This is a genomic window from Endozoicomonas sp. ALC020, from assembly GCF_049275935.1.
Classification (GTDB): domain Bacteria; phylum Pseudomonadota; class Gammaproteobacteria; order Pseudomonadales; family Endozoicomonadaceae; genus Endozoicomonas_A.
The window spans coordinates 6,931,969-6,956,826 of record NZ_CP184830.1 but is presented as its reverse complement, the minus strand read 5'-3'; the positions used below and the strand labels follow the sequence as shown (position 1 = coordinate 6,956,826).

Annotated in this window: 11 protein-coding genes and 2 pseudogenes; 8 read left to right on the top strand and 5 right to left on the bottom strand. The window is 47.7% G+C overall.

Translation table 11 applies throughout. The features are described 5' to 3' along the window. Positions 1–136: 136 nt before the first annotated feature. The 5 genes from ACOJUO_RS25335 (at position 137) to ACOJUO_RS25315 (ending at position 3,994) form a co-directional block, all read left to right on the top strand. Positions 137–262 carry a hypothetical protein gene (locus ACOJUO_RS25335; RefSeq protein ID WP_422134652.1) on the top strand — a complete coding sequence of 42 codons (126 nt, stop codon included), beginning with the start codon at positions 137–139 and terminating at the stop codon, positions 260–262. Next, the gene (locus tag ACOJUO_RS25330; RefSeq protein ID WP_422134651.1) at positions 259–1,443 is read left to right on the top strand and encodes an AAA family ATPase; all 1,185 of its coding nucleotides are present in this window, start codon (positions 259–261) and stop codon (positions 1,441–1,443) included. Before ACOJUO_RS25335 ends, ACOJUO_RS25330 begins: the two co-directional genes overlap by 4 nt. Continuing rightward, positions 1,443–2,009 (top strand): DUF4276 family protein, encoded by a 567-nt coding sequence (locus tag ACOJUO_RS25325; RefSeq protein ID WP_422138570.1) that lies wholly within the window; start codon positions 1,443–1,445, stop codon positions 2,007–2,009. The genes ACOJUO_RS25330 and ACOJUO_RS25325 overlap by 1 nt, the downstream gene beginning before the upstream one ends. Positions 2,010–2,577: 568 nt before the next feature. Then, a complete protein-coding gene (abiEi, locus tag ACOJUO_RS25320) occupies positions 2,578–3,102 on the top strand; it encodes a type IV toxin-antitoxin system AbiEi family antitoxin (RefSeq protein ID WP_422134649.1) in 525 nt (174 codons plus the stop codon). 1 nt (position 3,103) lies between these two features. Continuing rightward, a complete protein-coding gene (locus ACOJUO_RS25315; protein ID WP_422138569.1) occupies positions 3,104–3,994 on the top strand; it encodes a nucleotidyl transferase AbiEii/AbiGii toxin family protein in 891 nt (296 codons plus the stop codon). Between the two features lie 130 nt (positions 3,995–4,124). On the opposite strand, the pseudogene ACOJUO_RS25310 reads toward ACOJUO_RS25315, so the two are convergent. Beyond that, a pseudogene (locus ACOJUO_RS25310) lies at positions 4,125–4,388 on the bottom strand (IS1634 family transposase); the annotation flags it as partial. 163 nt (positions 4,389–4,551) lie between these two features. On the opposite strand from ACOJUO_RS25310, the gene ACOJUO_RS25305 reads away from it, so the two are divergent. The 3 genes and pseudogenes from ACOJUO_RS25305 to ACOJUO_RS25295 all read left to right on the top strand — a co-directional run. Then, positions 4,552–5,559, top strand: coding sequence for an AAA family ATPase (locus ACOJUO_RS25305; protein WP_422134647.1), 1,008 nt, complete (start codon positions 4,552–4,554; stop codon positions 5,557–5,559). Positions 5,560–5,561: 2 nt separating this feature from the next. After that, entirely contained in the window at positions 5,562–6,068 is a 507-nt protein-coding gene (locus tag ACOJUO_RS25300) for a hypothetical protein (RefSeq protein ID WP_422134646.1), read from the top strand. Positions 6,069–6,753: 685 nt separating this feature from the next. After that, positions 6,754–6,909: pseudogene (locus ACOJUO_RS25295) on the top strand (transposase family protein); the annotation flags it as partial. A gap of 13 nt (positions 6,910–6,922) precedes the next feature. On the opposite strand, the gene ACOJUO_RS25290 reads toward ACOJUO_RS25295, so the two are convergent. The 4 genes from ACOJUO_RS25290 to ACOJUO_RS25275 form a co-directional block, all read right to left on the bottom strand. Beyond that, a complete protein-coding gene (locus ACOJUO_RS25290; protein ID WP_422138568.1) occupies positions 6,923–8,128 on the bottom strand; it encodes a hypothetical protein in 1,206 nt (401 codons plus the stop codon). Between the two features lie 141 nt (positions 8,129–8,269). Continuing rightward, on the bottom strand, positions 8,270–13,939 hold the full coding sequence (locus ACOJUO_RS25285) for a hypothetical protein (RefSeq protein ID WP_422138567.1): 5,670 nt from the start codon (positions 13,937–13,939) through the stop codon (positions 8,270–8,272). A 97-nt stretch (positions 13,940–14,036) separates the two neighbouring features. Beyond that, positions 14,037–19,865: a hypothetical protein gene (locus tag ACOJUO_RS25280; RefSeq protein ID WP_422138566.1), complete on the bottom strand. Its 5,829-nt coding sequence runs from the start codon at positions 19,863–19,865 to the stop codon at positions 14,037–14,039. Further along, positions 19,862–24,757 (bottom strand): hypothetical protein, encoded by a 4,896-nt coding sequence (locus ACOJUO_RS25275; protein WP_422138565.1) that lies wholly within the window; start codon positions 24,755–24,757, stop codon positions 19,862–19,864. The genes ACOJUO_RS25280 and ACOJUO_RS25275 overlap by 4 nt, the downstream gene beginning before the upstream one ends. Positions 24,758–24,858: the final 101 nt, after the last annotated feature.

The window sequence follows — 24,858 nt, the reverse complement described above, 5'->3', positions numbered from 1 at the left end:
GAAGCTTTCTTATTATCGCCATGTTGCCACTTGTAGAAGGCTCCAAGAGTGTAGGAGTAAAGAATTCTTTCTGCATGGGAAAATGACCGTTCATGCCTATTTGTGAACTTAACTCGTTCCTGCGCTCTGCGTGGGAATGCATACCTCCCCTGAAAAACTGACTCTACCCGACACCACTCCAACCAAGGCAAACCCGCCAGAAAGTGATACTCTGGAAGGACAACGATCACAACAACAGCCACTGACGGAAGCCGCCGGATGAAGCTTGAGTCCCTGACAATCAAAAACTACAAGGTTTTTCAGCATGTGGAGCTGAAAAACCTGCCCGGCATGTGCGTGTTTGTCGGCGCCAATGGCAGCGGTAAAACCACCCTGTTTGATGTGTTTGGCTTTCTCAGGGATGCCCTGCACGGTAATGTCCGCACCGCCCTACAGAAAAGGGGCGGGTTTCGGGAAGTCGCCACCCGTGGTGGTATTGATCAGCCTATCGAGTTTACCCTGCAGTTCCGCTTGCCCATTGGCGGCGTTGATCGACTGGTGACTTATCTGTTGGAAATTCGACAGGACAGAGGTCGGCCTATTGTTGCCCGGGAGATACTCCGTTATAAGCGGGGCAGTCAGGGTTCACCGTTTCATTTCCTGGATTTCCGGGGAGGTCGCGGTTACGCCATTCTCAATGAAGAAGACTTTAATAAAGCCGATTCAGAGCTGGAACGGGAAGAGCAGACGCTGGATAGTCCGGATATTCTGGCCGTAAAAGGACTCGGGCAATTTCAGCGATTCCGGGCGGCCAATGCCTTTCGCCAGCTTATTGAAAACTGGCATGTCTCCGATTTTCATATCAGTGATGCCCGCCAGGCACGGGACGCTGGCTATGCAGAGCATTTATCGCCCCGAGGGGAAAATGCCGCGCTGGTGGCCCAGTACCTCTATGAGCAACACCCGGATATTTTCCAGCATGTACTGGATAAAATGAAACAGCGGGTGCCGGGAGTTGAAGATGTTCAGGCAGTAGAAACTGACGATGGGCGCATCGTCCTGAAATTTCAGGATGGCAGCTTTAAAGACCCGTTTGTGGCTCGTTATGTCTCCGATGGCACCATCAAGATGTTCGCTTATTTGCTGTTGCTGAACGACCCGTCGCCCCATCCATTGCTCTGTGTCGAGGAGCCGGAAAACCAGCTCTACCCTAGCCTGTTGGTGGAGCTGGCGGAAGAGTTTTGCAGTTATGCCGAACAGGGTGGCCAGGTAATGGTGTCTACCCATTCGCCGAACATGTTGAACAGCATCCAGCTGGACGAGATTTTCTGGTTAAAGAAGAGCAAAGGTGTCACCACCATTGAGCGTGCTGCGGATAATACGCTGATCAAAAGTCTGGTCGAAGGCGGGGATTTACCCGGTGCGCTCTGGAAACAAGGGCTGTTTGACGGAGTAAACCCCTGATGACGCAGTTGGTCTTTTTGCTGGAAGAGCCCTCTGCTCAAGTGTTGCTGAATACATTGTTACCCCGACTGTTACCACCGGAAGTGTCTTTTCGATGTATTCCCCATGAGGGCAAGCAGGATCTGGAAAAGTCCATACCCATCAAGCTGCGCCATTGGAACATCCCCAATAGCTGGTTTGTGGTGGTACGGGATAAAGATCAGGACGACTGTGAACGTCTGAAAGCACGGTTGCAAAAGTTATGCGAAGAAAACCATCGACCGGAGACACTGGTTCGCATTGCGATTCATGAATTGGAAAGCTGGTTTCTTGGGGATCTTGCTGCTGTTGGAACAGCGTTTAATAAGCCCCGACTGGCCGAAAAGCAGAATAGTCGTAAATTCCGCAACCCTGATGTTTTGGTCAATGCTCAGGAAGAGTTGAAAAAACTGATTACCGGTTATCAGAAAGTCTCTGGTGCCCGAGCCATTGCGCCCCACCTTAACCTTGCTAATAATCGGTCGGTCAGTTTTCAGCAGTTTGTCACCGGCGTTCACACGTATCTTGAACGCATCAATACAATGTAAATTGTTGTTTAACCGCCTCTCAACTCGTTCCCACGCTCTGAGGCCGTCGCAAAAGTGCTGCGCTTCGCTGATACTGCGTAAAAAGGTGACTCAAAATGCTCATTTACTCCCCGTAAACTGCGTTTTTTGCCACTTTTTGCCCTGTCTCAGTTTTGTCGTTACTTTTGCAACCCCCTTGCAGAGCGTGGGAACGAGTTGTTGGAGTTTTGCTGCGAACACACCTTGCCATACAGTGTCAGTAAAGCGTGGAGCCATGACCTATCAGGCAGCTTCGAGCCTGGGTCATAACTACTCGTGTTTGAAAAACTCAGGGACAGGAAGAAAGATCGTAGTTGAACTCGTCGATTAGTCGAATTTTATGGATGTCCTTATTTTTTTCCTTTTGGATGTCCTTATTTTTTGGATGTCCTTATTTTTTGTGGATGTCCTTATTTTTTGTGGATGTCCTTATTTTTTCCTTTATTTTTCTTATTTTTATTTACTTTATGGATGTCCTTATTTTTACTTTGACAAAATCAAATGTAGGTCTACAATAAATTACACTATAGGTAACAATGTGTAGACCTTTATGACCAAGAAAGATAGACTGGTTGCCGCACTATCAGAGTCAACCAAAGCGGGAGGTGGTATCAACACAGCGGCAGAGTTAGCCTATATGGTTGGCGAGAGACTCACTCCCGCGTTCACCAAGTTTCTCACTGTTTGTGCAAAAAAAGGCTTGATACGCAGGGTCGCCAAAGGCGTGTTTGAGAGCACGTTGACGCCTCCAGACCCAACGACTGCGATCTATAAGATAGCGAAAAAACTTCGCGCCAATGTCATAAGCTACATAAGCCTTGAGAGTCAACTTAGTCATACTGGGGACATCTCTCAAATACCCATGGGAAGGCTGACGATTGTGACGAAAGGCCGCAGCGGCACCTTCTCAACACCCTATGGCGTCATTGAATTCACTCACTCAAAAAAAACTATCAGAAATATTGCACCAAACCTGTATTTTGATGAATCTGTTGGCATGTACAGAGCACAATCCTCGCAAGCCATCAAAGACCTAAAGAACTGCAAAAGAAATACCCATATGCTGGAGAGCTAATGTGCTAAAGGAACAACTAAAAAGAATCGTGGAAGCAAATCCGGAATATGCAGCCATCACGCCAGTGATCGAGAAGGAAATTCTTCATCACGACATTGTGCACGTGCTGGTTAAGCAAGGGGCTATGCAGTCACTCACCTTCATAGGGGGCACATCACTCAGGATGTGCCATAACAGCTCCCGTTTGTCGGAAGATCTGGACTTTAATGGAGGGCTTGACTTCAAGCCCTCCGACTTTGACGGGCTGGAAACCGAAATCCAACAATTCATCCAGAACAAGTACGAGACCAACGTTTGGGTCAACAAGCCTGACCAAGATGAGCAGGGCGACACGTCGTCGTGGAAAATCAGCATAGAGAAGGAGGCCAACCGGCCTGATCTGCCAAGGCAGAAAATGCACATAGACATCTGCGCCATTCCCTCGTTTGACGCGAAAAAAAGACCCCTGATCAATCACTACAATATTGTGACGCCCACCGAAGGCCTGCTGGTACCGGTCCAGTCTCTCGAAGAGACGTTGGCGGACAAGTTTATTGCTCTGGCCTATCGGGCCAGACACATAAAACCTCGTGATGTCTGGGATATCGTTTGGATAAAACAAAAAGGAATTGATGTCTCTGCAGAGCTAGTCAATAAAAAACTGGAAGCAAGAGAAAAAAACAGGAAAGACTTCATGGAAATGCTCAGCAACCAAGTAACCAAAATATTAAAAGACGATGAGGTACGCATTAATTTCAATACTGAGATAAGTCGCTTTGTTCCTGAAAGCATAAAGCAGAGAACACTCGACAATCCGGAGTATTGGGATTACATCCAGAACGAGATCAAGTCCATGGCTAAGCTTCTTCTTGAGGGCGACGAGCCCCGTAACAAGTTTGACATGAGCCTTTGATATTACTGCTCATTAAAATACTCAATTCTTAATTCTGACAGTCATACCGGCCTTTTGAACATTGCTGGTTCTGTACTTCAACATCAGAAGTGAAACAGGACATCCATATAACCGCCTTTCACCACCCCTATCAGGAATAAATGGACTCGTAAAAAATACCCAAAATTTGAACGATCGTCCACTGCCTTTCCTTCAAGCCAATCACATGTTCCTCCTGATTATTGACCGTTAATACACTAAGCCCCTGGAAACAGAAAAATACCCATCTTGCTGTTGGGTTCTGGCAGGGCTTTTTTTTCTGGTCTGGAAATACACGACTTTGCTTTTTCAGTTCCTGCCTGATTCTGTGCTGGATAGCAGCATAGAGCATCAGGCACAGAGTCATCACCATTAACCCATACCTCCCCTGAAAAACTGACACCACCCGACACCACCCCAACCAAGGCAAACCCACCAGAAAGTGATATGCTCAATGCAGGAAGCGTTCCTGTAGAGGTGGTAGTCTACCTCAGTCTCAGGAGCCATTGCCTCTGCCGCCGCAAAAAGTGGATAACAAAATGATACAGGCGTTTGAGTTTAATAACCTCGGGCCGCTGGAAAAGGGCACCGCAGAAAACCTTGGTCAGATCAACCTGATTATCGGGCCTAACAGCTCTGGCAAAACCTGGCTGATGAAGGCGCTCTACGCCGCCGTGCGCACTCTGGAAGAAACCGGACGGGGCGATGATCGCCGCTCAGCATCCGAGGTATTGAGTGAAAAGCTCTACTGGACGTTTCAACCGGATAAACTTGGGGATATTGTCACCAAAGGGAAAAGCAAAAAACTTTCAGCCTCCGTAACCCTGAAAGACCTGCCGCCGATTACTTTCGGTTTTGGCCCGGACACAACCAAGCAAGTCGATGTAGAAATTTCAGAGCGTCGCAGTGCCAATTCAATTTTTTTGCCTCCCAAGGAAGTGCTGTCGCTGGATAAAATTATTTTCCAGTTGGCCTATCAGGATCGGGTGTTCGGCTTTGATAGCACCTACTCTGATCTGGTTGTCGCCTTGCAGAAACAGATGCCCGCCGACAAATCCAATTCAGCCCTCTCTCAAACCAGCCAGCAGCTTGAGTCAATGTTTGATGGCGATCGTATCGAGTATGATCGCCAGCGCAGTGAATGGTTTTACAAGCATAAAAAAGCTCGCTACTCCATCAATGCCACGGCTGAAGGCGTGAAGAAGATTGGTATTCTGGATACTTTAATCCGCAACGGATTCCTCACAGAAAATTCCATAATCTTTATCGACGAACCTGAGTCAGCATTGCACCCGACAGCCATTACCAAGCTGTTTAATATTATTGATGCCCTTGCCAGACTGGGCGTACAGTTTTTCATCGCCAGCCACTCCTATTTTGTGGTGAAAAAGCTTTACATCATGGCGCAGCGGGAAGAGATGGACATCCCGGTCATGATTTGCAACGATGGGCAGTGGCAGCAAACCTCTCTGAATGAGGGTATGCCGGATAACGAAATCATCAACGAATCCATCCGACTGTTTGAGCAGGAAATAGGGGTAGCCTGATCTTGGAGTTTACAGAATCCGGTTTGTCGTTCCATTTTGAGGATGACCGTTGTTACCGTATTGAGAACGCTCAGGGAGCCATTGGCGTTGGTGAAGGGATAAAAAAGGCCGAGTTTCTTTACATCGACGCTGGTAATAACTTATGGGTGTTGGAAGCAAAGACAACTATCGCCAATGAACGTAAAAGCAAAGAGGCGTTTGATGCTCAGTTGCAAGCAATTTATGAAAAACTCTATAACTCTTTGCAACTCTCTGTTTTGGGGCTGGCCGGACGTTATCAGCCGATCAATAAGGAACTGCCTGCAGAATTTAAAAGCTCTGATTGGTCGGGTTTGACCATTCAGCTTGTACTGGTTATTCCGGGCGTGCCACCGATGTTTTTACCCGGCCTTACTGATAAGCTTAGAAAGAAGTTTTCACCCTGGTTTTTAAAAGTCTGGAATATTAAGGAAGCCAATATTCAAGTTTTAAATCGGGATATCGCTCAAAGAAAAGCCCTCTGCCAATAATATTTCTTTCCATTTTTTCGGGGTGACTTGCCCCGTTCTTCTACGAACTTTCTTATGATGACCGGAGGTCAACTAGAACACCTCTGTTTAGCAAAATCGTCGTAAACCCTCGCCCAATCGAGGGTGTCGCAAAAGCCAAAATTCAAATCCAGTGTAGCGCGCCGCGAGGTTTGAGATTAGCTACGCTTTAATCTGAACACCTTAACAACCACCGTTCCCTTGATTTCTTTTACTTTTAATAAGTCTCAAATCACCCCGCTTGCACATTCATTCGTCTTTAGATATTGCCTTCACCTTAAACCCTTTAAAGAGCTATTAAACGGTGATTATTTATTGAAGTTTCGATACTTAATCGGGTAGCTAATCCAGACCGGGTGAGTTGATGTTCGGCTCGGGTGACGATCCAGTCTCCATTAGTATTGACCTTGATGCCGCTTAACGTTAATCGGGTCTCGGCGGTTATGTCGGTTCGCCCTGCCAATGAAAGGCTGCCGGTACCCTGGCCTCTTTTTAGTGACTTCAGTTTGGCCCTGGCGGCCTCTTTTGCTGCCTCGGGATCAGGGTGGAGTCCTTTGAGTGTGAATATCGGCTTGGCTTCCTGCTGGAAATGGCTATAAGGACATCCACCTATAGAGTAAAGTATACATCCATTGACTTATACAAAAAAGATTTGGATGTTCTTGAAATGAATGCATTTGATTTAATGAATAGGCTATCTGTCATTTACGACGCACGTCAGCAATAGAAAGTAGATCATAAACTTGCTGATATTCTGCTCTTAACCATCTGTGCGGTCATTGCAGGTTGTGAAGAAAATGAAGACTACGGCAATGAAAGACTGCAATTGTCCTACATCAAATCCTAAGATGATGAAAGAATACCCGGTTCCGCATCATTGCATCTTTTAACACCTTATCCCAACTGACTACTTCAGTGTAAAGATTAAGACTATCATGCCAACGGAAGTACCCCTGTCGATCTGGAAGGGGCTTGAAATCTTTTTCTTCTTCCAACCAGGTCTTCACCTTTTTGTTTAAGTCACAGATAACATAGCCATAGAACGGGGTATTGGTGTTAATCTTTATCTCCCTGCCCTGAGGCGTGGTGAACTCGCCATCACGTAGCTTGCGAACATAGCGAATAATTTGCTGCACAGGATCCTCCTTAGAAGATGGGTTGGCAAAATCATCTCGCTGTGGTCTCTTGAACTCGAATATAGTTACAGGATTGCTGGCTTCATTCTCACCTCGAAAAACCATTCGGTGATCAAATGCCAGAATATCTGGCCTGCCTGACTTTCCTTCCAAAGGGATATCAGAGGAGAGGTATTCGGTAAAATTGAGGCGTTCATCAATTAACCAAAGGTTATGATCTTCAAAAGGTGTTTGGTCACTGTCGCCTTTTCTGGGGAAAATAATGTCATGCACTACACCCTCAGAAGAGTACTTACCATCATCACCGGTTTGCAGGCTTTTTTCAAAAATGTCAATAACACTGCGACGCATGGAAATATAATGAGCCAGGTCATTTTTGCTGGTATCAGAGACCATTTGTACAATTTCTGAGGTCTTGTGCTTCAGATCTTCAGTTTTTTCACTTTCCAGGAGGTGTTTTACGGCTCCACGCGTCTTAACTTCTAATCGATATTTTTCGCTTTGAAGTTTTCCCTCGATTTGCTCATCGGTGGCATTGTATGCCAGGTCCGTAACATCAATCTTGCCCATCAAGCTTCGATGCCAGGGTGCTTGTTCTTCTACATAGTTTTTGATCCGCTGGGTTTTTTTCTCTCTCCGAGCCTGGACATCATTGCTCACTGCGCTAATCGCCAGTTCAGCGGCAGACACTTCAATCTCTGACTGGGCAATCCCAAAGTCTAAGTCACTGCCTTTCTTTTCCTTCTGAAAATCAAAACCACCACGCTCCAGGGAAACGTGTTGGTCAAGATACTCACCAGAAACATAGACTTTGATAATAAAGTTTCTGTCTGTTTTTTCCTTACCCACCGCTTTTTGATAGAACTCATCAATAAATTCTGGAATATAGTTGCGTAAAGAGTTCACTGTAACTTCGCGACGATGTGCAACCAGACTGACTTTACTGGTTTTTTCCCTTGGAGAGTAAAGGGACCCACAGGGCCTGAAAGCATGGGAACCAGAGTTTTGCGACACCCTCCATCATGAAGGCACTTCAGCTGAGTAATCTCACTTCTGCTCAGTTTCAGACTGAGAGCCTGAGTCAACAGTCAGAAAGCTTGGTTGAGAGATACCTCTGTTATCATGAACAGGAACTATCTGATCATAACCCTGTCGCCACTTGTAGAAGGCTCCCAGAGTGTAGGAGTAAGGAATACTTTCTGCGTGGGAAAATGACCATTCAGGCACATTTTCCCTGAAGTATTTCTCCCAGCTATTCTCGAATAGCTTCATGGTGTGATCCCGGCGTTCACGGAACTGCAGGTAATTTTCGTGTCGGGTCCAGCCGTGCGTACTGTTGCTTGCTTTAACACGGTTTGCATAGTCTTCATCGGTTTCAGTGAAGCGTTGAGGCGAAGCAACAGCGGTACGTTTCCCATATTCATCGTCTGTTTCGCCCATGCCTATCCAGCGATTAATTTTGTCCAGACTGCGACCCAAAGGTCCACCCAGCCATTGAGTGAGCATCTTGTTGTCGTTCATAAAGAAGTCGAAAGTAAGACTCGACGCCAGCGCGAATGCTAATGTTTGGGTATAGGTAAACCCTGATAAAAGGCTATGGACGTATGCACCGGCAGTGGTTACCGGACCCAGCACCAGACCGGCTGCGGCGGAGGCCAGCGTTTTCACTGTTTGTGGTGTCACCCTGTGCAGCAGCGGTACCTGAATCCCTTGTCGGGAACCCATGGATTTCACTATTTCCGGCACCAGACGGAAAATGCTGCGATACATTTGAGGGTTGGCGTTGTGCTGTCTGGCAAACAACATAGAGCCGGTTCTCAGCAGAATGACTGCAGAAGCGGCCTTGCCCAGTGGCATGGCCAGTCCGCCCAATTCAGAGATTTGTTCAATTCTGCTGTGGTAGGCATATTGGCTGGTTCGGTCAAGATCAGCACCGTAGCCTTGCAACCAGTGCTGGAAAGGTGTGAGCATTCTGTGCAAATAATCGCCCCTGTTGGTCAGGTCCAGAAGATAAAGAAACGACATGTTTGACAGGGACAGCCCGGCAGCCTGCCAGGCGCTACGATCTACCAGAAGCGGTTTGTAGCTGGAGTAGTACCAGGTGACAGCCTGTACCAGAAAGGCTGAAGGTTTGACCCAGTAATCCTTTAGCTGCTGCTCAACCGCTGCGGCATGGGCCTGCATCAATGTGTCATGGATAGCCTTGATCAGTTCTGATTCAGATATTCCAACAGCATTGGCATAAGGTGTCAGGGTATCCTGAACGTTGGCCAGGAATGCTGCTGTTCTACGGCCATTGTCAAAGGCAATATCGTCAAGCACATAATTGGCGATAACAGCAGCTGCGTACTCTTTCATGCCGGCAATCGACTCTTTCATACCTGCCGGGCCATTGGCAGTCAGGGTCTCAGGAGTCAAGACAGCCTGCATGAATTCCTCAGCACCCTTGTCGGATAGCATCTGTACAACCTTCCTGAACTCAGGCACCCTGATGCCGTGTTTATAATCAAGGAAGTGCTCAAATTCATCCACTGTCTGATAACCGTCGACCCCTCTGACGGCTTTCATGTAGTTCTCAAGTTCAACCTTACTGATCAGACCTTCACGCAGCAGAGCTATGATCCTGTTGCCACTGGCAGAACGGGCAGCGAAATATTCCGAGAAGCCTTTCAGGTCCTTTGGTTCATGCTCGACGAAGTGAAGGGCTGTTTTACCCATGCCGTAAATTTCGTCGTCGTATTCTTGTGCTCCGGTTTTTATCTCATTCCTGGCTCTGTGCACCAGAATTTGAACTTCTTCCAGGGCCGTCAGAGAACTCGTTTTCAGGCGCTTGAAGAGTTCAACAAGTCGACTGGCCTGAGCAAACGTCAGTTCGTCACCAATCAGTGCCTGCATGCGAATCGGTGCAAATTCGTTGTCAAAATCGAAACTTGTAAGACAGGGTATTGTGTTACCGCTTTTTACTGCTGATTCTGCCAGAGCAAACGCGGCTTCCAGAGCTTGTTTATTGAGAGCGTGCTGTTGCGCGAATGTCTGGATAGCGTCCCGAACTTCTGCCTGTTTCGGCGTGTACTGGAAGGGACCAGGATTATTTTCGACGGCTTTCCCGGCATTACTCAGGACTTCCTTCATTTTCTCAATGTCTGATTCCCTGGTTCTAATCTCACCTTCCAGACGGGCCTGTTCCCGGACCGTCAGCTTACGTTCAGCTTCTTCTAATACTCGTTTCGCGATGGCCAGCTCACGCTCAAGAACGTATCGGGGTTTAGGTCCCAGGCGCACTATTTGTCTGTCAAGCTCATTCTCAATGAGTGAGATACGTTCATTAACATCAGGCCGACCCCCTCTGAAAGCAGCTTCATTAAGCTGTATGAGTTTTTCTGTGATCAGACTGTTCTGTTCGTCAATAGAGGCATGAACTTCATAGTCTTCAATGTTGAGTTGATGAGCCATTTCATTGTTTCTGAGTCTTTTGACACTTTCATCTTCATAGTTTTCGTTTACCTTATCCATCAGTACAAAAGTTTTGATACATAGATCACGCCTGCGCTGAAACAGGCTGAGATCCTTTTCAAATTCTACCCCCAGATCATTGGCCAGCTTAGTGGTTAAAGCCATGCCTTTTTCCATAGCAGTAAAGCTTTTATAAGGGTCGATTTTTAGCTCTTCTTCTATAGTCATTAGATAAAATGCCTGTTTTACTTCGGCTCGCTTATCCGACTCTTCGACTTTAAAGGTAAGACGCTCACGAATATTGTCGAGTCTGACCCTGGCCACCATCTTCTCCGAAGCTGTGCCGCCATCTTCCCAAAGGACTTTATCCATCTGATCCAGCATGTATTCCGAAATCGCATCGCCAGCAAGTTTTATACGAACCAGGTCTAATCTTGCAGTTTTGTCATCACCTTCATTGATTTTGATGTTGAATAATTCTTCGAAGGTTTCCAGTATCTTCAGGGCCTCTTCCTCCGACCTTTGTCTGGCTTCTTTGATGTGGGTCTGCATAACATCAGAAATCGCCCGGCGTCGGAGATAGGCATCGTCCTCTACAGAGAAGAGATCCATCTTCAGGGCTCTTTCCACGGCTTTGAGTTTCTCAAGTACTTCAGGCATGGCTTTGGGGGGGGCGGGGGTTCTGATGTCATCCAGTTCTTTTTTCAGCTCTACAAGCTCGAAGAGCTTGGCATTGACTGTTGATTCCAGAAGGTCACGGCTTTCTGGTGTGTTGTCTGGACTCAGCTCTTTACCAAGTACCGCTGCCAGAGCATCTTTTCTGGCCCTGGTGTAAGAATTCTCTAAATATTGTTGATTGCTCAATTTCTGAGTTTTCTCAGCCAAAGACTCATGATTCTCGTACATGATGTCTTCGTAACTCTCCATTGTCTTAAGTTTTTGAAGCAGAAATTGTTCTTGGACAGCCATTGTCTTAATTCTTTGGAGCAAGCTTTTTTGCTGAAAGTCAATATCTGCATCGACATCAAAATCCTCAACATTTAAATGTACGGCAAAGGTTTTATATTGGTTTTTTATTGCAGCCACTGTGTTGGTGGCCAGAAGGTGCCGTTGCAACCGATCAAGAATGGCCTGGTGACGTGCTACCAGATCAGCTTCGTTATCTGGTGCCAGATTGAGCTGATTTTCAATGCGCGCCAGTTTCAGGTAGGCTGCGCCATCAGATGGGTCTGGCATTTGTTGCATATGCTGTTGAATGGTCTGATAGCGGGCATCCACATCGTTTTCATCCACCGGGATAATACCGAACTGGCCTTCAATGACGGCCAGTTCTGCAGTCAGAGTTTCCTGACTGGATCTTCCTGCTGCCACCCATTGTTTGATTTCATAAATTTTCATTCTGATGAGCCTGGCTTGTTCTTCTGGTGGCTGGGCATCATCCCAGTTATCAATACCAAGCTCTGCGGCCATTTGAGTGTTAACTGCGTTTGTGGCTTCTGACCTGATATTACGAACTTGTTTTTCCAGCTCCGGGATTCGTTGAACTTGCTGCAGAATTTTCAGTTCCTGATTTTCCAGATCTTCCAGCTCGATTTGAACCTTTGCAAGCTCCTCCTCAACTTCCCGATAGCGCCGCTGTGCTCTCAGTTTTTCCTTCTGACTGACATTCGCTCTCTGGGTTGTGCGCCGTAAGTTGTTATGAAGTTGGACGAGTTCCTCTTCTTCTGCCTGTAGCTCCTCCAGTTTTTCAAGCAGCTGTCTGGTCATATCTCTTATGACTTTGGCAGCAAACTTTTTGTCGTTTCCACGAGAACCGGTCTGCACCTGGTTGATATCGTTGATAACGGGTACAGAATTCTGAATATTCCTAGCAAAATGTGGGTTAATCAGAAGGTTTCTGAGTACAGGTTTGAAACCGAAGTGTTTTACCAGTTGAGTATGCACCCAGGGTGAGGTGATGACCGACGAAGCGACTCTTATGTGTTCCAGTGTGAATTCAAATTCACTGGCAAAAATCGTATGATCGGGAGTCGCACTGGCTAATGCCTGCTGGAGATATTCGTAGTAAACAAGCGCATGCATTGCCGGTTTGTCTTCGTTTGTGAGCGTCGTCGGCAGCTCAGCACCGTGTCGCGCAACAAACTCCTCCAGTATTGCCATCTGCATGCTTCGAATGGCGTACCGGTAGCTTTTGGCCTTATATTTTTTAACCTGTGTTACCAATGCGGCGGCGTGGGTATGACCCTCAACTTCATTCCATAGCTCATAGAGGTTTTCTACATAAACGATTTCATGGGGGTCCAGCTTCTGTCCATGGAAAACAATCATCTTCCCCGGAACTTCTGCGACTTCCAGCTTTGGATAACCCGCAGGCACAGGATAAACCTGCTTGTCATCCACGACATGTACAACGTAGCCGACGGGTTTGCTGTGTGCTAACAGTTTATTAAGAGCCTGCTGTTGTAACTCCTCTCCCAGGACATGAACCTGGATATAGGCAGAGGTGGCAGCTGCCAGGAGAACATCGTCATTGACAAATAGTGATTGACCCAGGCGCCGCAGTTCAGGGGGCTGATCTTTCGAAGCGATATGACGCATGAAGGTGCGCCCGTTCACTGCAACTTTTTCTACTTCAATGGTGGCAAGGGCAACATAGTGATCGCTGGTGCCGAGATTTCCTGTTCTGTCATAGACAGTATTCAGCAAATCATTGAGTCGAAAGGGGTTGGCGATTTTCGTTAAGGGCTCTAAAGATTGGGCGCCGTGAAGTGGCCAGGGAAATCCAGCACGAACCGCCTCAACGGAATCCTGATCGGTCATTCCGGCCCTGACTTCAATGACCAGTTCCTTTCCTTCAAGGTTATGGGTGAACCTGAAGACTCCCTCATCACCTACCTTCAGTACTTTGGTGTATTTCTGAGCCACGTCATTCTCGTCTGTTTCAAACAGATCAACAATGGACATGACGCCATCAACAAAAGAAAGAACTTGTGTAAAGCTTACAGCAGGAAGGACCTGGTTCTCCTTGTCTGCAGCCAGGGCAATGTAGGTGGTTGTACAGGATTTGGGTATTGGCTGCTGGTCAGGGTCTAAAGTTGGCCGAACCATGGCTTCACTATGGGTAAACTCCATATGTCCATTGACCAGAATATTGATAGATTTTGTCCGCAGCTTCCGATCGGCCAGTGTCTGTGTGGCAATGATCGAAGAGCTGATTACAATAGCTACTGCAAGGCTTAATGCCCTGGGGCGAGCATTCGTCATTCCAATACCTCAGAGGTCTGTGGGCTCAGAAGGAGAGGCTTGATTGCGGGGCATTTGTTTTTTCATGAACAGGCGCTTTCTCATTATCGCTCTTTTATCATTGGTAAAAGGCTCCAGGAGTGTAAGAGTATGGAATGCTTTCTGCGTGGGAAAACGACCATTTAGGTACATTTTCCTTAAAGTATTTCTCCCAGCCATTCTCAGACATCTTCATGGTGCGATCACGGCGTTCACGAAACTGTAGGTAATTTTCATGTAGAGTCCAGCCATACATCATGTTGCCTGCTTTAACACGGTTGGCATAGGCCTCATCGGTTTCATTGAAGCGTTGAGGCGTGGCAATAACCGTACGTTTCACATATTCATCCTGCGTTTCACCGATGCCTCGCCAGCGATTAATCCTGTCAAGAGTGCGGCCCATAGGACCACCCAGCCATTGAGTGAGCATCTTGTTGTCGTTCATAAAGAAGTCGAAAGTGAGACTCGACGCCAGGGCGAATCCGAAGGTTTGAGCATAGGTAAAACCGGATAAAAAACCATGGGCGTATGTTCCGAAGGTGGCTACCGGTCCCAGCACAAGACCGACCGTGGCAGAAGCCAGAGTTTTTACTTTTTGTGGTGTCACCTTATGCAGCACAGGTACCTGAACCCCTTTCCCGGAACCCATGGAATTGACTAGTTCGGGCACCAGACGGGAAATGCTGCGATACATCTGCGGGTTGGCGTTGTACTGTCGGGCAAACAACATGGAGCCGGTTTTCAGCAAAATGACGGAGGAAGCGGCTTTACCCAATGGCATGGCCAGCCCACCCACTTCAGAGATTGTTTCAATTTCGCTGTGATAGGCATATTGCCTGGTTCGGTCGAGATCAACACCGTAGTCTTCCAGCCAGTGCTGAAAAGGTATGAGCATTCTGTGCGCGTAATCCCCCCTGTTGGTCAGATCCAGAAGATAGAGGAACGCCATGTTTGACAGGGACAGCGCGGAAGCCTGCCCGGCGGTACGAGTCGCCAGTAGTGGTTTGTAGCTGGAGAAGTACCAGGTGACAGCCTGTACCAGAAAGGCCGAAGGTTTGACCCAGTAATCATTGAGCTGCTGTACGACCGCTGTGGCATGAGCCTGCATCAATGTGTCATGGACAGCTTTGATCAGTTCTGATTCAGAGAGTCCGGCAGCATTGGCGTAAGGTGTCAGGGTATCCTGAACATTGGCCAGAAACGCTGCCGTCCTGCGGCCATTGTCAAAGGCAATATCGTCAAGAACATAGTTGGCGATGACAGCAACTGCGTACTCTTTCATGTTGGCAACAGAAGCTTTTATACCCGCCGCGCCAGCCACCGTCACAGGGTTAAAGGCACTTTCCAGGAATTCATCAATCCCCCTGTCGGACAGCATACGGATGACCTTCCTGAACTTAGGCACCTTGACGCCGTGTTGGTAACCAAGGAAATGTTCAAATTCGTCCACTGTCTGATAACCGTCGGCGCCTTTGACGGCCTTTATGTAGTTCTCAAGTTCAATCTTGCTGATCACGCCTTCACGCAGCAGAGTTATGATCTTGTTACCACTGGCAGAATGGGTAGCGAAGTATTCCGAGAAATCTTTCGGTTTCCCTGGTGCATCTTTGACTAAGTGAATGGCTGTTTTGGCCATGTCGTTAATTTCGTTGTTGTATTGTTGAGACCCGGTTTTCATCTCTTTTCTGGCCCTGTTTGCCAGAGTCTGGACTTCTTCCAGAACATTCAAAGGCCAATCTGCAACAGGTTCGGAAGGGCATTCCGGGAAGTTTGTTTTCAAACTCGTGAAGAATTCCACAATTCGACTGGCCTGACCGAACGTCAGATCATCTCCAGCCAACGCCTGCAAGCGAATTGGCGCAAATTCATCGTCAAAATTGAGCTTTTTAAGGAGGTGTATTTTCTCAGGGTTTTTTGCTGCTAATTCTGCCAGACCCAATGCGGCTTGCAGAGCTTGTTTCTTGAGAGGGTGCTGTTCCATGAAGGTGTGCATATCGGTCAGAACTTTTAACTGCCCCGGCGTGTACTGGCAGTGACTACCCTCATTTTCGAGAGCTTTCTCTTTAGCCCCCAGGGCTTCCTCTGCAGCCACCAGGGCTTCCTTTAACCTCTCAATATCTGCTTGCCTGGTTTCAATCTCCTCTTCCAGGCGGGCCTGTTCCTGAGCCAGTTGTTGGATATAGCCGCCAGTACCATCATCACCGCCCAGCTCTGCCTGCCTGTTTCTCAGGGCATTAACCCGGTATTCATTGGTGTCAGTGGTGTCTGGTTTAAGACCGATGAGTCTTTCCATCGAGCCAAGACAGGCTTCATGAAGATCCGTCAGGTCCTCTTCTGCTTTTGCTACAGCCTTACTTTTCTGCTCCAGGGCTTTATTCAGCTGAACTATTTCTTTCTTGTATACGATTTCAGTCTTCTCATCGGTGTTTTCAAAACGCTTAATTTCCTCTTTCTTAAGTTCCAGATTCTCTCGTGCATTCCTCTCTTCAAGCAGTGCACTGGTCACCTGCCTGTTTTTCTTGTCGTGACGACGCAGGAATTGCCTGACTTGAATGTACTTTGCCTTGGCCAGAGGCAGTTCACCCAATGGTTCAGCAACTTTATCATCTTGGTCTTGATCATTATTATCTGGATTGCTCCGAAAGATAAAAAAGTAATCATCATCTTCCCGAAAACTTTCGACATCTCCTTTCATCTCGAGGTTCGTATTTGTTTTGGCTCCCAGTTGCTCAAGGATTTCATTCCGTGTCGCTTTACTGTACCTCCCCAGGAAATGCATGATGTCCTCAATTCGCCCAGCAGGTCTTTGTTCATCACCTGCAGCCAGGCCAAGGCCGGTCTGCAATTGTTTCATTGCCTTAGTTAAAAGCGTGTCGTCTTCATCGGAGATATGTTGGACGTCAGCACGGTTCCCCGCAAATAACACATTTTTGCCACGAATTTCATTCAGTTTGCGATGAACATCATTCAGCTCGCTTTCAGCTTCTTTTAATGCTTGACTGGCCATGGCCAGATCACGATCAAGGACGAATCGAGGCTTAGGTCCCAGGCGCGCCATTTGCCTGTCAAGCTCTTCATTAATGGCTGCGATACGCTCATGAACGTCGGGCTGATCTACTTTTAAAACGATTTCATGCAGATATTGGAGAGTTTCTTTAATGAGATTGGACTGAACATCCACAGCGGCATCGTCTTTATAGTTCCCAATGCCAAGGCGATGTGCAATCTCGTTATTTCTGGTTCTTATAATACCTTCGTTATCGTAGAGTTCGTCTAGCTGATAAATCAGTGCCTGAATTTTGGCTGCCATAACTTCCTTCTGTTCATTCAGGCTGGCATCTTTTTCAAATTCTATTTCTAGAGCATCGGCCAGTGTAGCAATGAAAGTCTGGCTTGCTTTTTTAGCAGCAACGTTTTTACTTGTGTCGATACCCAGCTCGTCTTCTAGAGTTTCAAGCATCCTTGTCTGTTGATGTGAGGCTCGATGACCGGCGCCTTCGATATAAAAGACAAGACGCTTACCAAGCCTCCGAATTTTATCTTTCCAGTATTCGTTCTCAGGTATGAAGTCTTCTTGCCTGAAGGCATGCTCTATATGATCCAGTTTTTTTTCGGTGATGTCATCGCTGACAAGTTTTGTAAGAATTCTGTGAAGTCGTTTTTCGTTGTGATCGCCTTCATTGACCTCGATCCCGAGGATTCCTTCGGCGTTTTTCAGTAACTCCAGTGCCTCTTCCTCTGTCCGCTGTCTGGCTTTTGTGATGAATGTCTGAATTTCTTCAGAAATGGCCTGACGACGACTGTACTCATCGTCTTCTCTATCGAGGACATCCATGTCCAGGGCTGCTTCCAGAGCACTCAGTTTATGAAGTACTTCAGGCTTTAATTCGGGGGGATTTTCCACACCTGCAAGTCTGTCGACCCCGCGCCTAGTGTCTTCTGACAGTACCTGACGGTCTTCTAACGTGTTGCGTTCACTCAGTGCAAGACTAAGAACCTCCCTCACGGAATCTTTCCTTAATTTGACGAAAGCTTCGTCCTCAGTGACTTGAGCATTCAGGGTCTGAATGCTCTGAATCAGGCGCTCTTGTTGAGCGTCAATATCTGCATTGCTATCAAAATCCTGAATGTTTAAATGTTCGGCAAGAGCTGCAAAGCGGGCTCTGATTTCAGCTGATTTTTCAGTCTCTGTGCTGGTGCTTTGTTGCCTCTCTGTCACCAGTGCCAGTTTCTCCGGGTCGGACAGGTCTGTCTGTTGTTGCCGATACTGTTGAATGGAGTGAGCGTTGGCAACCGCTCTGTGCATGTCGTTAATTTTCTCCAGGAGACGAATGGCTTGCTCATCCGGTGACCAGGTATCATCCCAGTCATCTATGCCAAGCAGTATTGCCATTTCAGAGTTGTAAACACTTCTGGCATCACGGACTAGTTGTTCCGGCTGGTCGTCGACCTCAGTCAGCTGTCGGTCCATGTTGTTGGCGGAACTGACGACAGTGGGTATATAGCTCAGCATCTTCTGAACAGAATGCTGATCAGTCAGAAGATCTCTGAGTACAGGTTTGAAGCTGAAGTATTTTAAGAGTTGGTCCTGCATCCAGGCTGGCGTGATCACTGACGAAGCAGCTTTGATGTGTTCCAGTGTGAACTCAAATTTATGTGTTTGATCCGGAGTCGCACTGCTCAATGCCTGCTGCAGAGATTCATAGTTGGCAAGCGCAAGCGCCGTCAATTTATCTTCCTGTGCAAGCGTCATTTGATCTTTGTTAACTCCGGCTTCGTGCCGTACAACAAACTCTTCCAGTACTGCCAACTGCCTGCTTCGAATGACGTATCGGTAGCTATTGACCTTATGTTCTTGAATCTCTGTTGTTACTTTATGAACGGGGTCATTACCCTCAGCTTCTTTCAGGAGGTTATTGAAGGTTTCTACAAAAGCGATATCGGTCGCGCTCTGTTTCTGACCATGGAAAACAATAACCTCTCCGGGGGCCTCGGTCACTTCGAGTTTTGGATAACCGGCAGGCACAGAGTAAGTCTGCATGTTATCCTCGACGTGTACTATATATCCGACGGGTTTATGGTATGACAGCAGCTTGTTGAGAGCTTCCTGTTGTAACTCTCCTGCCAGTACATGAACCTGTATATAGGCAGAGGTGGCCGCCGCCAGGAGAACCTCATCATTGACAAAGAGCGATTGTCCCAGACGCTCCGGTTCTGGAGGCCGTTCACCCCCCGAGATAAGCCGCATGAAGGTACGCCCACTGACATCAACCTTGTCTACTTCAATAGTGGCAAGGGCAACATAGTGATCACTCGAGCCGAGGTTTCCTGCCCTCTCATCAACGCTTTCCAGCACTGCTAACATCTGTGTGGGTCTGGCGATTTTCGTTAAAGGTTCCAGGGATTTCATGTCAGCCCATTGAGAAAGAACCATCTCAACAGAGTCCTGATCGGTCATTCCGCCTCTGACTTCAATGACCAGTTTCTTTTCTTCAAGGTTATGGCTGAACCTGAAGACTCCCTCATCTCCCACCTTGAGGACTTTGGTGTATTTCTGAGCAACGTCATTCTCGCCGGTTTCAAACAGATCAACACTGGAAACATGACAATCGAAATCAGAAAGAATGTCTGTAAAGCCTCCGGCAGGGCTGACATAGCCCACTCTGAGTCCAGAGAAATCAGGATCAGGGTAGGTAGTTGTAAAGGATTTAGGTATTGGCTGCTGGTTATCATCTAAAGTTGGCCGAACTATGACCTCACTTTGGGTAAACTCCACATGTCGGTCGCCCTGAATATCAACAGATTTTGTCTGCAACCTGCGGTCGGCCAGTGCCTGTGTAGCAATGATGGAAGAATTGATTGCAATCGCCATTGCGAGGCTTAATGCACTGGGGTAAGCATTTGTCATTCTACTACCTCTAACAAAGCATCCAAAGTGTAGGAGTAAGGAATACTTTCTGCATGGGAGAATGACCATTTCGGCACATTTTCCCTGAAGTATTTCTCCCAGCCATTGTCAAACGGCTTCATGGTGCGATCCCGGCGTTCTCGGAACTGCAAATAGTTTTCGTGTCGAGTCCAGCCATGCATCGTGTTGTTTGCTTTAACACGGTTTGCATATTCTTCATCGGTTTCATTGAAGCGTTGAGGCGTGGCAATAGCCGAACGTTTCACATATTCATCGTCGGTTTCGCCGATGCCTCGCCAGCGATTTATCCTGTCAATACTCCGGCCCAGAGGTCCGCCCAGCCATTGAGTGAGCATCTTGTTGTCGTTCATAAAGAAGTCGAAAGTAAGACTCGATGCCAGTGCGAATCCGAATGTTTGAGCATAGGTAAACCCGGATACAAGGCCGTGAACGTATGCTCCGATAGTGGCTACTGGACCGAGCACCAGACCGGCTGTAGCAGAGGCCAGTTGTTTTACTTTTTGCGGTGTCAGCCTGTGCACCAGTGGCACCTGAACCCCTTGCCCGGAACCCATGGATTTCACTGTTTCGGGTACCAGGCGGGAAATGCTGCGATATCTGTAAGGATTGGCGTTGCGCTGTCTGGCAAAGAGCATGGAGCCGGTTCTTAGCAGAATGACTGAGGAAGCGGCTTTAGCCAATGGCATGGCCAGTCCGCCCACTTCAGAGACTTGTTCAACTGCACTGTGGCAGGCATATTGAACGGTTCGGTCAAGATCAACACCATAGCGTTCCAGCCAATGCTGGAAAGGTGTCAATATCCTGTGCGTATAATCGCCCCTGTTGGTCAGATCCAGAAGATAGAGGAACGACATATTCAAGAGGTGCAGTTCGGCAGCCTGCCGGGCACTGTAGGTCACCAGCAGGGGTTTGTAGTTGGAAAAGTACCAGGTCACAGCCTGTATCAGGAAGGCTGAAGGTTTGACCCAGTAATCCTTTAGCTGCTGCTCAACCGCTGCGGCATGAGCCTGCATCAAGTTGTCATGGATAGTCTGGATCAGTTCTGATTCAGATATTCCGGCAGCATTGGCATAAGGTGTCAGGGTATCCTGAACATGAGTCAGGAAAGCTGCCGTCCTGCGGCCATTGTCAAAGGCAATATCGTCAAGAACATAGTTGGCGATGACTGCAGCAGCGTACTCTTTCATGCCGGTAACAGACTCTTTCAGAGCCGTCGGGTCAGCCCCGGTCACAGGAGTAATGGCACTCTCTATGAATTTCTCAACGTCTTTGTCAGACAGCATCCGTAAGGCGGCCTTGAAGTGAGTCAACTGGACGCCGTGTTTGTAGCCAAGGAAGTGTTCAAATTCATCCACTGTCTTATAATTATCGACTCTCCTGATGGCCTTTATGTAGTTCTCAAGTTCAACCTTGCTGATCAGGCCTTCATGCAGCAGAGCCATGATCTTTTTACCGCTGGCAGAATGTCTGGCGAAGTATTCCGTGAAGCTATTCAGGTCACCTGATTTATGATCAACGTAGTGAATGGCGGTTTTGCCCATGTTGTGAATTTCTTCGTCGTATTGTTCAGGCCCTTTCTGTATCTCATTCCTGGCCCTTTGCACCAGCGACCGGATTTTTTCCAGAACATTCTGTGACTGATCCTCCATAAGCTCGGGAGAAGGTTCCGGGAAGCTGGTTTTAAAGCTCCTGAAAATGGCCACAATCCGGCTGGCCTGGGCAAACGTCAGTTCATCGCCGACCAGTCCCTGCAAGCGAACCGGTGCCAATTCATTGTCAAAATCGAAACTCGTAAGGCAGGGTATTGCCTTACCGCTTTTTGCTGCTGATTGTGCCAGACCCATTGCGGCTTCCAGAGCCTGTTTCCTGAGAGAGTGCTGCTGCACGAAGGCGTGCATATCGGCCCGAACTTTTTCCTGTCTTGGCGTGAACTGGAAGGGGCCGCCGTCATTTTCGATGGCTTCCACTGCAGACTTCAGGACTTCTTTCATTCTCTCAACGTCTGCTTTTCTGGCTTCAACTTCAGCTTCCAGGCGGGTCTTTTCCTGAGTCAGTTGCTGGCTCATCTTGCTGCCAGTACCACCATTACCGCCCGCTTGTGTCTGTCTTTTTCCCGGGGCCTTAACCGGTTGTTCACTGCTATCAGTAGTGTCCAGTTCAAGATCCACGGCTTCTTCAATGGTGCTAAGAGTGGGTTGTTGCGAGATACGTCGGAGGTAGGCACGGGTCCCGGTAAATACAAGTTGTTTGATGCGCATAACATCCAGTTTTTGATGAGCAGTTTTCAGCTCATTTTCAGCTTCTTCCAATAAGCGCCTGGCTGTGGCTAACTCACGATCAAGAGCGTATCGGGGTTTAGATCCCAGGCGAGCCATTTGCTTGTCAAGCTCGTCCTCTATAGCCGCAATGCGCTCATTAACATCAAGCTTGCCCGCCCCGAGAACTTCTTTACGCAGCTGTGTGAGTTTTTCTTTAATAAGACTGATCTGGTCGTCAATAGTGGCATGATCCTGATAGTCTTCAATGTTGAGTTGATGGGCTATTTCATTGTTTCTGTCTCTTTTGATACTTTCATTTTCATAGACATCTGAGACTTCATCAGTGAGTGCCCAAACTTTGGCTAATAGAATATGCTTCTTGTCAGAGAGGTTGATATCCTTTTCAAACTCCACCTGCAGATCATTGGCCAGTCTGGCAGTCAGAGTTTTGCCTTTTTCTATAGCGGCATCGCTTTTATAAGGGTAGATCTCCAGCTCATCTTCTACAGACGAAAGATAATAGGTCTGTTGTTCTTTGGCTCGTTGTTCCCATTCTTCGACTTTAAAAGTAAGACGCCCATGAATCGAGTTGAGTCTGACATCCCTTCCTTCCAGATCTTCCGGGGCTGTGCTGAAATCCTCCCAGAGGATTTTGTCCATCTTATCCAGGTCGTCAGCTGAGACATCTCCGCTATCAAGCCTTTTATAAACCCTCTCAAGTCTTGCTGCTTGGTCATCACCTTCATTGATTTCGATGTTGAACATTTTTTCTATGCTTGCCAGTATGTTCAGGGCCTTTTCCTCTGAACGCTCTTTGGCTTCTCTGATGTATTTCTGTATGTCTTCAGAAATGATCTGTTGATGGAGATACTCATCGTCTTCACAACTGAGGCGGTCGTCCTCAAGGGCTCTTACCACGGCTTTCAGTTTATTGAGTACTTCAGGCCTGGCTTTGCGGTGGCCTGGGGTTTGGGTTATTGTTTCTTCCGGCTTTTCAAGCTCATTCCCGTCTTCCCAACAGGGACTTCGTGCTTTCTGTTTTTCCTTATCACCGGCGTCGGCTCTTTCCGTTTCGTGCTGCAACTGACTTTTAAGCTGGGAGAGCCTGGCCTCTGAGATCTGTAGCTGTTCTCGCCTGCTGTCCAGTTTAATATGCTCTTTGGCCATGTCACTCAGGACTTTGGCAGCAAACTGTTCGTCTTCGTAAAAAAAATCGGCCATTAAATGGGAGTAGACAGGTATGGTATTGAGAATATTCTGAACAAAATGCTGGTTAGTCAGAAGATTTCTAAGTGCGGGTTTGAAACTGAAGTGCTCTGAGAGTTGAATCTTCAACCAGGTTGGCGTCATGACTGACGAAGCAATTCTGAAGTGTTCCAGTGCGAACTGAAATCCCTCTGCCTGATCTGAAGTAGCACTGGTCAATGCCTGCTGGAGAGATTCGTAGTAGGCCAGCGTAATCAGTTGACTTTCGTCAAGGTCGGCAGCAGCCAACTGAGCAGCAATCTTTTCCAGCACTGCTATCTGCCTGCTTCGAATGACGTACTGATAGCTTTTGACTTTATGTTTATTAACCCGGGCTGTTGCAGGAGCCGGGTGATTAGCCCCAGTTTGTGCCTGGGGTTTATAGAGGTTTTCTACAAAAGCGACATCATCCGGACTCTGCATCTGACCATGAAAAACAATCACTTCCCCCGGAGCTTCTGTCACTTCCAACTTTGGATAACCGGCAGGCACAGGATAAACCTGTGTGTCATCCTCGACGTGTACAACATATCCGACGGGTTTGCTGTGTGCCAGCAGTTCATTAAGCGCCTCCTGTTGTAAATCCTCCTGCAGGACATGAACCTGAATATAGGCAGAGGTAGCTGCTGCCAGGAGAACATCATCATTGACAAAGAGTGATTGACCCAGACGTTGCAGTTCAGGAGGCTTATTACCTGCGACGAGAGGACGCATGAAGGTACGCCTGTTCACTTCAACTTCTTCTACTTCGATGGTGGCAAGGGGTACGTAGTGATCACTCGCGCCGAGCTTTCCTGCCCTGATACTGGCTGCTTCGAGCACATTAGCCAGTCCTTCGGGTCCGGCAATTTTCGTCAGCGGCTCTAATGGTTCGATGCCAGGAAAACGATCACGCACAGTCTCAAGGGTGTCCTGATCGGTCATTCCGCCTCTGACTTCAATGACCAGTTCTTTTTCGTTAAGGCTATGGGTGAACTTGAAGACTTCCTCATCACCTACCTTCAGGACTTTGGTGTATTTCTGAGCAACATCATTCTCGCCTGTTGCAAACAGGTCGACGCTGGAAACGTCAGCACTGATGGCAGAAAGAATGTTTGTAAAGCCATCAGAAGGAACGATATAGCCCTCTCTGGCTGGCGTCAGATCCGGGTAGGTGGTGGTAAAGGATTTGGGTATTGGCTGCCGGTCTTCAGCTAAAGTTGGCTGAACCCTGACCTCACTCCGGGTAAACTCCACTTGTCCATCTTTCACAATATCGATAGATTTTGTCAGCAGCCTGCGCTCGGCCATTGCCTGTGTAACGATAATGGAAGAGCTGACTGCAAGGGCCACAGCAAGACTGAATGCATTACGGCGGGCATCTGTCATTCTATTACCTCAGAGCTGAGTACCGTGAAAAGCGATTTTCACACCGGGAGAGGTAGCGATTTTTAATCGCTCAAGGCTGTCAATCGCTCAAGGCTGTCAAT

What these genes read in the sequence shown, in the direction of transcription:
- ACOJUO_RS25325 (WP_422138570.1), top strand. Translation starts at nt 1,443, where the DNA reads ATGACGCAGTTGGTCTTTTTGCTGGAAGAGCCCTCTGCTCAAGTGTTG.
- ACOJUO_RS25275 (WP_422138565.1), bottom strand. Translation starts at nt 24,757, where the DNA reads ATGACAGATGCCCGCCGTAATGCATTCAGTCTTGCTGTGGCCCTTGCA.
- ACOJUO_RS25305 (WP_422134647.1), top strand. Translation starts at nt 4,552, where the DNA reads ATGATACAGGCGTTTGAGTTTAATAACCTCGGGCCGCTGGAAAAGGGC.
- abiEi (WP_422134649.1), top strand. Translation starts at nt 2,578, where the DNA reads ATGACCAAGAAAGATAGACTGGTTGCCGCACTATCAGAGTCAACCAAA.
- ACOJUO_RS25335 (WP_422134652.1), top strand. Translation starts at nt 137, where the DNA reads ATGCATACCTCCCCTGAAAAACTGACTCTACCCGACACCACTCCAACC.
- ACOJUO_RS25285 (WP_422138567.1), bottom strand. Translation starts at nt 13,939, where the DNA reads ATGACGAATGCTCGCCCCAGGGCATTAAGCCTTGCAGTAGCTATTGTA.
- ACOJUO_RS25280 (WP_422138566.1), bottom strand. Translation starts at nt 19,865, where the DNA reads ATGACAAATGCTTACCCCAGTGCATTAAGCCTCGCAATGGCGATTGCA.
- ACOJUO_RS25330 (WP_422134651.1), top strand. Translation starts at nt 259, where the DNA reads ATGAAGCTTGAGTCCCTGACAATCAAAAACTACAAGGTTTTTCAGCAT.